Origin of the sequence: Paenalicyclobacillus macrosporangiidus (assembly GCF_900116805.1) — a bacterium.
In the GTDB taxonomy this organism is placed as follows: Bacteria; Bacillota; Bacilli; order Alicyclobacillales; family Alicyclobacillaceae; genus Alicyclobacillus_H; species Alicyclobacillus_H macrosporangiidus.
In genome coordinates this window covers 17016-29831 of sequence record NZ_FPBV01000019.1, presented here as the reverse complement: position 1 = coordinate 29831, position 12816 = coordinate 17016, and the positions used below count along the sequence as shown (strand labels likewise).

At 64.3% G+C, this 12816-nt stretch carries 12 protein-coding genes; 3 read left to right on the top strand and 9 right to left on the bottom strand.

Annotation, left to right across the window (positions count from 1 at the left end):
• The first annotated feature begins 96 nt into the window (after nucleotides 1–96).
• Entirely contained in the window at nucleotides 97–1365 is a 1269-nt protein-coding gene (gene ylbJ / locus BM357_RS14390) for a sporulation integral membrane protein YlbJ (protein WP_245784014.1), read from the top strand.
• A gap of 135 nt (nucleotides 1366–1500) precedes the next feature.
• On the opposite strand, the gene BM357_RS14385 is transcribed toward ylbJ, so the two are convergent.
• Nucleotides 1501–2304 carry an undecaprenyl-diphosphate phosphatase gene (locus BM357_RS14385; protein ID WP_074954926.1) on the bottom strand — a complete coding sequence of 268 codons (804 nt, stop codon included), beginning with the start codon at nucleotides 2302–2304 and terminating at the stop codon, nucleotides 1501–1503.
• Nucleotides 2305–2457: 153 nt separating this feature from the next.
• Between BM357_RS14385 and BM357_RS14380 the strand changes: the two genes are divergently transcribed.
• Together BM357_RS14380 and BM357_RS14375 are read left to right on the top strand one after the other, a co-directional pair.
• The gene (locus BM357_RS14380) at nucleotides 2458–3510 is read left to right on the top strand and encodes a YkvI family membrane protein (RefSeq protein ID WP_083430555.1); all 1053 of its coding nucleotides are present in this window, start codon (nucleotides 2458–2460) and stop codon (nucleotides 3508–3510) included.
• Nucleotides 3511–3603: 93 nt separating this feature from the next.
• Nucleotides 3604–4419 (top strand): YitT family protein, encoded by an 816-nt coding sequence (locus tag BM357_RS14375; protein WP_074955034.1) that lies wholly within the window; start codon nucleotides 3604–3606, stop codon nucleotides 4417–4419.
• Between the two features lie 142 nt (nucleotides 4420–4561).
• Here the strand turns inward: BM357_RS14375 and BM357_RS14370 are convergent, their stop codons facing one another.
• The 8 genes from BM357_RS14370 to BM357_RS14335 all read right to left on the bottom strand — a co-directional run bounded on the left by BM357_RS14370 (nucleotide 4562) and on the right by BM357_RS14335 (nucleotide 12788).
• Nucleotides 4562–5326, bottom strand: a complete 765-nt coding sequence (locus BM357_RS14370) for a menaquinol-cytochrome c reductase cytochrome b/c subunit (protein ID WP_245784013.1) — start codon at nucleotides 5324–5326, stop codon at nucleotides 4562–4564.
• Between the two features lie 40 nt (nucleotides 5327–5366).
• Entirely contained in the window at nucleotides 5367–6038 is a 672-nt protein-coding gene (qcrB, locus tag BM357_RS14365) for a menaquinol-cytochrome c reductase cytochrome b subunit (RefSeq protein ID WP_029420339.1), read from the bottom strand.
• Between the two features lies 1 nt (nucleotide 6039).
• A complete protein-coding gene (locus BM357_RS14360; RefSeq protein ID WP_245784012.1) occupies nucleotides 6040–6618 on the bottom strand; it encodes a ubiquinol-cytochrome c reductase iron-sulfur subunit in 579 nt (192 codons plus the stop codon).
• A 232-nt stretch (nucleotides 6619–6850) separates the two neighbouring features.
• Nucleotides 6851–7423 carry a hypothetical protein gene (locus tag BM357_RS14355; protein WP_074954920.1) on the bottom strand — a complete coding sequence of 191 codons (573 nt, stop codon included), beginning with the start codon at nucleotides 7421–7423 and terminating at the stop codon, nucleotides 6851–6853.
• 60 nt (nucleotides 7424–7483) lie between these two features.
• Nucleotides 7484–8773: a YeiH family protein gene (locus BM357_RS14350; protein WP_074954917.1), complete on the bottom strand. Its 1290-nt coding sequence runs from the start codon at nucleotides 8771–8773 to the stop codon at nucleotides 7484–7486.
• Between the two features lie 225 nt (nucleotides 8774–8998).
• Nucleotides 8999–9568 carry a YpiB family protein gene (locus BM357_RS14345; protein ID WP_074954914.1) on the bottom strand — a complete coding sequence of 190 codons (570 nt, stop codon included), beginning with the start codon at nucleotides 9566–9568 and terminating at the stop codon, nucleotides 8999–9001.
• 189 nt (nucleotides 9569–9757) lie between these two features.
• Nucleotides 9758–11143 (bottom strand): helicase-associated domain-containing protein, encoded by a 1386-nt coding sequence (locus BM357_RS14340; protein WP_074954908.1) that lies wholly within the window; start codon nucleotides 11141–11143, stop codon nucleotides 9758–9760.
• A complete protein-coding gene (locus BM357_RS14335) occupies nucleotides 11112–12788 on the bottom strand; it encodes a DNA repair helicase XPB (RefSeq protein ID WP_074954905.1) in 1677 nt (558 codons plus the stop codon). The genes BM357_RS14340 and BM357_RS14335 overlap by 32 nt, the downstream gene beginning before the upstream one ends.
• Nucleotides 12789–12816: the final 28 nt, after the last annotated feature.

Here is a 12816-nt window from a genome sequence, read left to right as displayed (position 1 = left end):
AAACCGGCGCGGTCACAGGCGAACATAAACGCAGGGCCCGCCCAATATGATGTTATGGACCATCCAGGGGACAACTCCGGTAAAGGAGATGACACCGTGAACGCATCGCGGGCTCGACATCTGTCGACCTACCTGTTGGGGCTGGCCGTCGTGATCTTCTGCGTCGCGCTGGTCGTCTATCCCAAACCAGGATTCGAAGCAGGCATCGCAGGCTTGCGCGTATTCTGGGATGTCGTCTTTCCGTCTCTGCTGCCCTTCTTCATCCTCTCCGAACTGATGCTCGGGCTCGGTGTGGTCCACGGCCTCGGAATTCTGCTCGAACCCCTGATGCGGCCGCTGTTCAGCGTCCCCGGCATCGGCGCGTTCGCCCTGTCGATGGGCCTGGCCGCCGGGTACCCCATGGACGCCGTCATCACCGCCCGCTTTCGTGAATCGGGCATGTGCACGCGCATCGAGGGAGAGCGGCTCCTGGCCTTCACCAATACGGCCGATCCCCTGTTCATGATCAGCGCGGTCGCCGTCGGGATGTTCAAATCGCCGGAACTCGGCATTCTGATTGCCGTGGCGCATTACATCGCGGCGTTTGTGGTCGGCGTCAGCTTCAAGTTCTGGGGACGTGGCAAAGGTGAAACCCCGAAGGCCGAGACGAGAGCCCCGGGCAACCTCTTCATCCGCGCGTTGCGCGAGATCCCGCGTGCCCGGGCGGAGGATGGCCGCCCGTTCGGCAAATTGCTGCGGGAAGCGGTCACAGAATCCATGATGACCCTGTTCATGATCTGCGGTTTCATCGTGTTTTTCGCGGTGATGATTGAGATTCTGCACCTGTCGGGCATCCTCACGCTCCTGGGGTTGCCTGTCGCGGCCATCTACCATCTGCTCGGCGTGCACAGCGGCCTCGTCAATTCCACGTTGGCGGGTCTGCTCGAGATAGACATCGGCAGCGCGCAGGCCGCCGCAGTCGCCAACGCGCCGCTGCTGCAGCGCGTGGCGGTCGTCAGCGGCATCATCGCATGGAGCGGCCTGGCGGTGCACGCGCAGGTGGCGAGCGTCATCACGAACACCGACATCCGCATGTTTCCGTACTTCCTCGCCCGGTTCGCTCACGGCGTGTTGGCGGCCATCCTGACCCTCGCCCTGTGGGCGTTGGGACTCGGGAAGCCGGCCAGCGCCGCGCTCACGCAATCCGTTCCGGTTTTCGCGTCCTTTCGGGCGGCGTCCCAAGGCGCTCCCTGGTGGCAAGTGATGGCACTCAGTCTGACCACCTGGGTCTGGCTGTTCGGAGGACTGCTCCTCCTCTCCGTCGTCGTCTATCTCCTGCGCAAAACCCGCATCATCGCCTGGCGCGTCAAGATGCGCAGGGTCTGACGGGCGGCGCAGCCGGAGACGGGGATGCGGCGTCGACAGGCACAACTCGCAGACGGGGGGCTGGCGCCCGGGCGCCAGCCCCCGTCGCTGTGCCGGCAGGTGCTCCTTGGCCGGCACCCCATCGAGACAGGGTGTTCACCACAACGGCGGGAACCAGCGGTGGTGGAACAGTTGATCAATGAACACGAATTCGGCCAGGATCCATACATACCACGCAAACCACTTCATCCGTGCCCTCCGCAGCAGCCAGAGGGTGAGCTTCACGGACGCGTAGCCCGCCACCGACGCGGCTGCGGCGCCGATCACCATCGGTCCCCAGTGGATGGCCGATCCGCCGGCCGGGCGCTCCAGCATCTCCGTCAGCTCGACCAAAGTGGCCCCGAGGATGGCCGGGATGGACAACAAAAACGAGAAGCGGCCCGCGGCCTCCCGGCCCATGCCGCGCCACAGCGCCGCCGCCATGGTCAGACCGGAGCGCGACAGCGCCGGGAGAATGGCCATGCCTTGCAGGGTGCCCACCCACAGCGCGTCCGCCGGCCTCATGTTCTGCTCCGTCTTCTCGCCTGCAGGCACGGTGTCCATCCACCACAGGAGGATCCCCGTCACGACGAACTCCATGCCGAGGGTGACGCCGCTGGCAAAGAGGTTCTCGAACAGCTCCTCGAACAACGCGCCCACCATCGCCGTCGGGACTAGCGCCAACAGGATCATCCTCGCCGTCCACGACCACGGACTGCGGATCAGCCAGCCCACCTCCCGGCGGAACGCCCAAACCACGGCGACGAGTGTCCCCACGTGCACGAAGGTGATGAACAGCAGGGAGTCTCCGGAGATGTGCCACAGCTTCTGCAACAGCACCAGGTGCCCCGAGCTGGAGATGGGCAGGAATTCGGTCACACCCTGCACCACGCCCAGCACGATGGCTTGCACATCGGTCATTCCACCTCCTCCTTTTCCCTCACATCGGACGGCTGCCCTCGGCGCAGGGACAACCGCTGGTTCTATGTATATCGACCCTGTGTCGGGGACATGTCCCGCCTCCCGCATCTTTGGGACAGACCCGCCATATGTTGAGAGAAGGAGGTGACGCCGGTGCGGCGGACCGGGTGGATGGCATTCCAGGTGGGTTGCGCGTACATCGGTACGGTGGTCGGCGCGGGGTTCGCGTCCGGCCAGGAGGTCTTTCAGTTCTTCGGGCGCTACGGGAACTGGGCCTACCTCACCATTCTCCTGTCGTTCCTCCTGTTCGCCGGCATGGGGTACCGGCTGATGCAGCTCGGCGCCGTGTGGGGCGTGCGCTCCTATCACGAGTTGAACGAACGCCTGTTCGGGCCTGGGCTCACATGGGTGCTCGACGCCGTGATCCTGACCATGCTGTTCGGTGTGACGGTGGCGATGATCGCCGGATCCGGTGCCCTGTTCCAGGAACGGTTGGGCGGCTCATTCCAGCTGGGGGCGCTGGTGACCATGGGGATCTCCTACATCACCGTCCTGTGGGGGATCCGTGGCATCCTGCGCGCCAACACCCTCATCGTCCCGGCGATGTGCGCCTTCGTGCTGTACGCCGCCTGGCACACGTGGCACGCCCACGGGTGGCGGACCGCCTGGCACAGCGGCCATGCGCTCGGCGGCCCCGGCTTGGCCACGCTCGTATCTGCCCTGTTGTACGCGGCCTTCAACACCGGCCTGTCCGCCGGCGTCCTGCTCCCGCTCGGCGCGGACGTCCGCGACCTCCGGACGCTCCGCTTCGGCGCCCTCATCGGCGCCCTCGGCCTGGCCGGAATGCTCGCCGCGGTGACGTTCACGCTCCACACCTACTTCCCGCGCGCCTTGGAATACGATGTGCCCATGGCGTACGTGGCGGAACAACTGGGTGCGCTCCTGCGCTGGGGCTACGTGTTCGTCCTGTGGGCCGAGGTGTATTCCACCCTGGTCGGCGATCTCTACGCCCTCACCGCCCAATTGGGGACCTCGTCCCCCCGCCGCAACGCCGCCGTCACCGCCGCGGTGCTGATGCTCGCCTACCTCGTCAGCCAGGTGGGATTCAGCGCCGTCGTGCAGTACGCCTACACCGCTTTCGGATGGATCAGCGCGGGCCTCCTCCTCGTGCTGCTGTGGCCGCGGGAAAAGTTGCCACGCGGCTGAACGGTCCCGTATAATGAGGCAACACGGGAAAGGCTCGTCTCGGTCCAGGGGGTGTCTGGAGCACACATGACTTGGCCGGCAGGGCCCCGGTGGATGTGGAAGTGGTTGTCCATCCTCGCCGGCGCCCTCATCTATGCACTCGGGTTAAACGCCTTTTTGGTCAGCAATCATCTGGCCGAGGGCGGGTTTGTCGGCATCTCGCTGTTGTTTCTGTATCTTCTGCACTGGCCGCTCGGTCTGACGTTCTTCCTGCTCAACATCCCGCTGTTGTGGATTGGCTGGCGGGTGTTCGGACATGAATTCATTGTGCTCACCACCGGCGGGGTTGTGGCGGTGTCCTTGTTCAGCTCGCTGACCGCCCGCATCCAGCTCCCGACGCACGATCCGCTGCTCGGCGCCCTGTACGCCGGCGTGGTGACGGGGCTCGGGCTCGGCCTGATCTTTCGGTCCGGCGCGACCACCGGCGGCTCGGACATCATCGCCCGGCTCGTCCGCCACCGGTACGGCGTGAGCATGGGCCGGACCCTGTTCTCCATCGATGTGTGCGTGATCGGCATCGTGGCGGTGCTTATCGGCCGCGAAACGGCCATGTACTCGCTGGTGGCGTTGTTCGTGGCCAGCCGCGTGATCGATTTCGTCATCGAGGGCACCCGGCGCGGCAAAGCCCTGACCATCGTCTCGGACCATCCGGAGGCCATCGCCGATGCCATCCACCGCCAGCTGGAACGCGGCACGACGCTGTTCCAAGCGGTCGGCGGCTTCACCGGCACGCCGCGACAGGTGGTGTACTGCGTGGTGTCCCGCGAGGAGGTCGTGCGGGTTCAGCAGATTGTGCACGCGGCCGATCCGCGCGCCTTCGTGGTGGTCAACGACGTGCACGAGGTCCTCGGAGAGGGATTTACCCGGTGATGAAGGTGCCCGTGACGGGCCGCCCGGTGGAGGACACGCCGCCCGATGCGCGAAGAAAACCCGATCCCGCGTGGATGCGCGGACCGGGTTTTTCCGTTTTTCCGTGCCGTGCTTTTCTGCATCACCGGGCCACAGGGCCAGATCAGCCTTTTTGCTTGGCCAGCCAGTCGGCGACCTTCTGGACGTCGGCGTCGCTGGAGAGGGTGCCTTTCTTGGGCATCCCCGGGGCAGGATTTTCGATGAAGTCGTACAGCTTTTTGGCATCCCAGTACTTGCCGATCGCGTAGATCGGGGGCCCGGCACCGCCCTCGCCGCTCTTCCCGTGGCAGTTGGCGCAGGTGTTCTGGAACAGTTGGTATCCGGGGTCGGAGGTGTCCACCAAGTGGATCTGGGACGCCTCAATCTTGGGAATGACCGGCAGCCCCGGCGTCGCCTGGCCGCTCGCCGCGGCGACCTCCGCCGCGTGTTGCACAGCCGCTTCATTGGTCAGCCAGATGACGAGAAACGTGGTCAGCACCATCCCCGCCGTCGCCAGCGGACGCTTGTACGGGTGCCGCGTCTTCTTTGTGTCCAGCCAGGGGGCGAACAACAACAGAAGCGCGCCCACCATGGGGACCAGAATGGTGCCGAACAGCTCATTGTCGCCCGGAAAGTACTTCAGAAGCTGGTACAAGAACAGAAAGTACCAGTCCGGGACGGGGATGAACGACGTATCATCCGGATTGGCCTTCGACCCGAGGTCGACCGGATTGAACACAACCCACAGCATGAAAGCCAGCAAGAACACCGAACCGGCGATCCACTCTTTCAAGAGAAAGTTGGGGATGAACGGTTCGGTCCCCGGATTCTTCAGGTGATGATGCCGGTACCGTGGCGTACCCGGAATCCGTTCGCCTCCAGCAGCCAAAATGTCCCCTCCTCGCTCAGCGTTCTCGCGAAGGCACGGCTTACAGCGGACCCGCGATGTGTTGCGCGCGGATCATGATGAAGTGCAGCGCCAGCAGCACCAGCAGGGCGGCCGGCAGGAAGAACACATGAATCGCGAAGAAGCGCGTCAGCGTCAGAGCGCCCACGGTGTGGCTCCCGAGCAGCAGCGTCTGGATGTACGGGCCAATCCATGGGATGGATCCCGCCAACTGCGCCCCGACCGCGGTCGCCCAGTACGCCTTCTGGTCCCACGGGAGCAGGTACCCGGTGAACCCGAAGCCGAGGACGACGAAGAAGATGAGGACGCCGACCACCCAATTCATCTCGCGCGGCTTCTTGTACGCCCCGGTGAAAAAGACGCGCAGCATATGCAAAAACATCATGATGATGACCAAGCTCGCGCCCCAAAAGTGCATGCCGCGCACCACATTGCCGAGCAGCACCTCGTCGGTGATGTACTTGACGCTGTACCACGCGTTGGTGATGTCCGGCGTGTAGTACATCGCCAGGAACATGCCCGACAGGATTTGGGTGGTGATGACCAGAAACGTGAGGCCGCCGAAACAATACACGAAGGCGGACATCTTGATGGCCGGATTCACGTGGGCCGGCACGTCGTGATCGGCCACGTCCCGCCACAGCGGCGTCACGTTCAGACGCTCGTCGATCCAATCGTACGCCTTTTTCAACATCTTACGATATCACCTGCCCCGCGCTGTTGCGTTGTTGCAGCGGTCCCAAGTACAGGTAGCCGGCCTCGTCCACCTTGACTTTGTGCACATCGAGCGGGCGCGGCGCCGGCGATCCCGGCGATTGGATGCCGTACACGGTGTACTTGCTGCCGTGGCACGGGCAGTGAAACCACCACTGTCCATCCTGGGAGGGTTCCGGTTTCCCGTCGGGACCCAGCGTGCCGTTGACCTGGCAGCCCAGGTGCGTACAGATGGGGGACATCGCGAGCGGCGAGCCGTCCTCTTGCAGGATGACCCATGCGCGCGACGGAATGTCCGCCGAGTTCCATCCGTCGTCCCGATGCGCCCGAAACTCAACTAATTGTGGCAGCGTTTTATTAAATTCCGACACCTTGTGGCCGGAGTTGACGAAGGCGTTTGCACCGCCTCGGCGAATCGGGTCGAACGTCTCCACGACGAACGGGACGGCGACCAGCGATGCCATGAACGCCCCGGTTCCCCCCAGCGCGTACGTCAAAAATTGCCGCCGGCTCAGCCCTGGCTGCTGCTCTCGTGATGCTCGTTCATGGAAGTCGGACACGTTTGTGGCCCTCCTGACCTCCATCCCGCACCCTGTGAAAAGCCAAAAAAGTATGTAGACCGGGCACCAGCTGCACACTCCACATCTTATGATTGGCTCATCCGGTGTGTCAAGCAATGCCAACAGTTCGCTAGAGTTCGAAGGATTCAGTTTCGACAATTCGTCATAACCCTGTCACAGGATGCGGTCCGGAAGCGATTGTCATACATTAGGATGGCCAGAATGCCCCGGACTATGCCCACAGCGCCAAAATGTGCCGGCTCAATGCCTCCTCCATCGCCGAAAACAGGCGTTGTCCCTCGGCCGCCATCGCCTGCATCACGTCGTCCGGCAACCCGAGGCTCAGGCGCTCCTCGCTGGCCGCATAGGCAGGACAGGCGTGGCACAGAAACGCCCACGCCTCCGGCAGTCGCTCCGCCGGCACGCGCCGGCGCAACCACTGCCACCAATCGAAGATCAGCCAATCCGCGCCGTCGGCGTCCGCCAGCCGCAGCACGTCGTCCGTCAGGGTCCGGTCCGTCACCAGGACGCCGTGGCGCACCCCGTAGGGAAACCCTCGCCGGAGGTCGGCCAGCCACGCTCGGTCGGATGCCCGGACGAATGCGTTGTGTCCAAGCGGCCACAACGCGGCCCGGCCTTGAAAACGGCCTGCCGCCCCATCCGCCAGCCGCTGCCCGATCCACACCGCCGCCAGGTGGCTGACGGCGGGATCGAGCGGAAGCGGACAGTATGCGCTCACCAGAAGGGTGTCAAAACCGTCTTGGATCCGTGCGAACTGATTCGGTGTGAGGCGTTCGAAGCGCATGTGCTCCCCCCTCGGTCACTGCCATGAGAAACGTACCACAGCGCCTCGGGGGGCACAATCTCAACGGCCGTTGAACAGCAGGTACGCCAAGATCAACCCGGCGATCACGTTCACAATCACGACCGTGGTGAACAGGGCGATGGCCCTGCCGCCGACCTCCCGGACCTCACGGAAGCGGGTGTTCAGCCCCACCCCGAAGAAGGTGAGCGTGAACAACCACGTGCGGACCGCGTTGAGGTTGGCCGTGAAATCCGTGTTGAACGCCTTGCCGTAGGCGGCCTGCCACCACGTCGCCAAGAGAGACGCGATCACGAAGGCCAACACGAACTTGGGGAACCGGCGCCACAGTTCGGACCAGGGCGACGACGACGGCTGGGCTTCGGCATTCCACCGGGTGGCGGCGACGGCGCCGAGAATCAGGCAGATGACGCTGATCAACACGTCCCGGCTGAGCTTGACGAGCGAGAACGTGCTGACCGCCGTATCGCCGAGGATGGCTGCGGCGGCCGCGCCGGACGCGTCCGCCAATTCCGAGCCACCGATCCACGCCCCGCCGACGGTGTTGCTCAGGCCGAGCAGATGCACCAGGGCGGGCAGCAGGAACACCAGGATCAACCCGTAGACCACCACCAGCGAGACCACGTAGCCCACCTTGCGCTGCGGGGCCCGCACCGCGTTGCCGACCGCGATGGCCGCCGACACGCCGCACACCGAGGCTCCCGCACCGAGGATGGAGATGTAGAGCGGGTCAATCCCCAGCCGCTTCCCGACGATGAACGCGACGGTGAATCCCAGTGCCACGATGACCAGCGCTTCGACAAACCCGCGGGGGCCGGACGTGGCGATGATGGAGAACGGAAGGTTGGCGCCCAACAGCACGATGGACGTCTTGATGAACAGTTCGGTGCGCCCTGCGGCCGCTGCCAGCCACCCGGGCAGCCGGATGAGGTTGCCAATCACCACCCCAAAGAGCAGTGCCCAGAACGGATACTCGAGACCGTAGGTCTTCAGGGTTTGCTGGCTGCCGATGACCAAGATCACGCCCGCCAGGACGAACAGCACCGTGAAGCCGGCAGCGTACGGAAGAAAGGGTGTGCCGAGCGCACGCGCGGCCACACCGGTCAACACCAACAGAACCAGCCACAACGCGACGTAGGCCAGTCCGTTCTGCGCGAAGTGCTGCCCCAACGCATGGGCCGGCCACGTCACCGGGATGGCGTGCTGAAAGACATCCAACGGCTGCTTGAGCTGATACGCCGCCCACACGGCAAGGACGAGAACCAACCCGAGGACGACCGACCAACCGTCTTCACTCCATCTTGCGGCTGCGCGCTGCTCAGGTGTACCCATGTTCCCGATTCTCCTCTCCATGAGTGTACAAACCATGAATTCTGATTTAAATTATAGATGTTTGGGGTAATTCAGACTGAGTACAGGATACAGTAGCCCAGGTGGACTTTGTCAAGAGGGGGAATGAGAGGTTCAGAGATCCGATGCGTGACAGGATGTCTGGGATATCGGTCCGGTGAAGAAAAGAAAAAGGGGCGGTCACCGCCCCTCCCATACGGCCGCTCGTCAACCGGGCATCGCGGCGGACGTGCTGGCGTCGAACTCAATCAGACGGCGGCTGGCCTCCAGGAACGCCTCCCGATCCCCGCGATCCAACGCCTCGTCGACGGCGCGCATGAGGTGCTCCCGCTGATGGTTGCGCACCGCCTGTTCGATGATCCATTCGGCCTGCATGCTGATGAGCTCTTTGACGGCCGGTTCCAGTTCGGCTGGCGCGATCTCCTCCAGCACGGCCGAGTACGCGGCGCTGGTCGCCCGGTCTTTGAAGTAGAGATTGACATACACGTCTTCGTCCGGGTGTTGATACAGGTCCAAGAACGCCTGTTCCACGTCCGTGGACACCGGCTTGTTGCGCCGGTAGTACCGGAAGGGGGCGGCTTGAACACAGGTCGTGGACACCACGATGACCCGCGGCAGCTGCCGGAAGCTGTCGACGAAGTGAACCCGGCGCAGCACGCTCTCACGGGTCATCATGTAGCGGATGAGCATCTCCGCTTCCCGACTTTGCAGTTGGTAATTCGACAGAAACCAACGCAGAAAGTGTTTCTTTTCGGCGACCGTTACGGTATTGCCCATTGCCGTCTCCTCCCTGATTGGTTGTAGCCGAATATCCGGTGATCCAGAACGTCCACAACCTGACCCCAGCGGCGAAGGTGCCGTGTGAATTCTTCGAGTATTTTATTCGACTGGCGCGTCATTTTTTCCTTCCACACCCGCCCGGAATGGCCCTCCAAATCTATCCGCGCCTCCCTGGCCCACGGAACTTCAACTCGTCAGACTGCTTTCTCCCATCTCTGGTTCTCGCTGCGTTCGCCCCCATTCCAGCAGCGTCCGCTCGACGTTGCCCGGCACCGGCGTCTGGGCGTGTTGGTGCAAGAACGCCAACCAGGCGGACACAAGCCCTCCGGACGCCATGCCGCGGCGGACGCTCGCCTCGCTCAAACGGTAGACCCGGATGGCGCCCGCCTGGCGCAGATCCGTGAAGGCCGCGAGTTCGTTCGTCACCAGCGGTTGGTCGCCCGTGACGACGATGTCGAAGTTCGGCTGCACAATCAGAATGCGCTGGCGTTCCCGCGTTTGATCCGGGGTCGCTGGTAACGCATCCGGTGTAATTAATTGTTGACCGAGTTTCGTGATTTGAAACCACTCCCGGCCCGTTTCGTCCTGCCCAATCCGGATCAAACCCAGGTGCATCAGCATTTTCAGGATGCGGGTGCGCCAGACCTGTTCCCGGTCGTCGTAGTAGTACGGCGTAACCAGATGAGCCAACGCGTCAAGGGTTTCGGCGCTGTCCAGCCAGTCGACCGCCGTGTGGGCCAACAGGTGGACCACCTGCGGGAGGCGGGCAATGGGCCGCCGGTAGAGGTGAATGTAAAACCGCATCAGCGCGCGCGCCTGCTCGATCTCGCTGAGGCCGTACCAGTCACTGCAATCCTCCGCGGCGTGCAGGTACCCGTCCTCCCCCTCGACAATCAGGCGGGCGCTGTACGCGTAGTCGTACAGCAGTGCCAGCCGGTCCGGATAATCGTGAAACCGCCGCCCGTAACCGAACCGCCATCCTCCCTGAAGGGGCGTCTCCTGCACTTCGAACAGCTCCAGCACCTGCGTCAGGTTGCGCTTGTACATGCTTCCGCCCGTCGTCAACGGCACCGTATGGTGCCGCACGTACTCCAGGAAGACATCCAGGTCTCGCACCAGGGCGAGACCTTCGTCCTGATACAGCAGGGGCCCTTCTTGCGAGCGGCGGAGGTTGCGCAGGAAGCGCGCGACCAACTGGCGTCGCATCGCCGCCTGCAACTCGTCGGGGATGTAATAGTAGAGCCGTCCTCCGTACCGGCTGCTGGGAAACAGCCAGCCCTCGCGGATGGCCTCGTCAATCACCGCCTCCCCGCCGCAGGATTGGAAGATCCCGCGCAACTCCTCGGCGGAAAACCGGCTCCGCGTCTCCAAGCACAGGCGGAGCATCGCCTCATCCCGGCCTTCCTGCCACCGGGCGATGGCCTCGTCGAGAAAGCGGCCTTGCCGGAATGCGTAGAGCAGCTCCTGCAGCAGCGCCAGCTTCGAGTGCTTGGAGCAGGTCAATCCGTAGTGATCCGAGATCTTGCGCAAGGTGTTGATGTCAGCGGTGCTCAGGCACTCCGACAGCTTCATCTTCATCCACCCCTTCCGGCAGGTACTCGTGGCTGTCGTAGACGCGGTATGTGTAGCCTTGTTCCACCAGGTAGAGCTGGCGGTGCTTGGCGGTTCGGGCCTCGACCGTCCCTTTGCTGACCAAGGTGTAAAAGACCCCCTCCCGGGTTTGCGGCCGCAGCAGCCGCCCCAAGCGCTGCGCCTCCTCTTGGCGCGAGCCGAAGAGGCCGGACACCTGAATCGCCACGGACGCGCATGGCAGGTCTACGGCCGTGTTGGCGATCCGGGACAGCGCGATGCGGCGGATGCGCCCGGTTCGGAATGCTTCGAACCAGCGCTCCCGCTCCGGCTGCGGCGTGGTGCCGGTGACGAGCGGGCATCCGAGGGCATCCGCGAGGGCGCGCAGGGGCTCCACGTAATGCCCGAGGATGAGCACGCTCTCGCCCGCGTGCTGTTTCAACAGGGCCTCCACCACGCCCCGCTTGGCAGGGTTGGCCGCCGCGATGCGGTGCTGTTCGCGGATTCCAGCCGACAGATACCGCCCCTGTTCCGCGGCGGGGAGCGGGACGTGCAGCTCGACACACCGAACCGCAGCCAGATATCCGGCCTCCTCCAACTGCTTCCAAGGGACCTCGTAACACTTGGGACCAATCAGGCTGAACACGTCGGCCTCGGCGCCGTCTTCCCGCACCAGGGTAGCGGTCAGTCCCAGCCGGCGAGCCCCTTGGAGATCGGCGGCGAGCCGGAACAGCGGTGCGGGCAACATGTGCACCTCGTCGTAGACCACAATCCCCCAGGGATGGGTCGTCAGAGACTCGAGGTGCCGTCGCCTTCCCCGCCGGTCCTGCGCCGCCACGCGCTGGTAGGTGGTGATGGTGACGGGCGTGACGGGGTGTCCCGGCCGGTAGAGGGACACGTCCTCCGGGCGCACGTCGGTCCGGTCCAGGAACTCGCGCTGCCACTGGCGTGCGGCCGTCTCGCTCGGCGTCAACACCAGGGCGTGCCATCCGAGCGCCTGGATCACGGCGATGCCGACGAGCGTCTTGCCGGCGCCGCAGGGCAGGACAATCACCCCGCTCTGTTCGCCCCCCTGCCGCAGAAACCGCCGGACCGCCTCCTCCTGATATCCCCGCAGCCGCGTCTCCTCGCGCAGGGAGAACGACAGGGCCGAGGCCGCCTGGTAACCCACGTGATCCATCACGGGCAACCCGGCACTGGCCAACGCCCGTTTGACCCGGGCCCGATGAGCAGCCCTGAAAACCAGTCCGTCGCTCCGGTCCGCGGCCGTTATGGCCGCCACTTCCGGTACGACGCGGGCTGCGGCCAAGGATTCCGGATCCCCGCGCAGAACGATTCGCTCGCGAGCGCCTTGGTGCAGGGTCAGCCGCCCCCACTTGGCCACCTCTTGCGCGATGGTCCGCTGGAGGTCATACGGGACAGGGTGTGCCGCGTGATCGCGCAGGAAGGTCAGGATCTCGCGCGCCGTGGAGCCAAGGCTCGCCGCCTGCCACAGAGAGATGGGTCGGATGCGGTAGATGTGGATGGGGTCCATTCGCTGCGCCAGCTCCGCGAACGCCAGCAGGCGCGGCCGCAGGGCCTCGTAGTGCGGGTGATCCGATTGCACCAACAGGGTCCCGTCGTTCTGCACGTACAGCAGTGCGCGCACGCGGATTCCCCCCTGTCGAGTCCTGCCT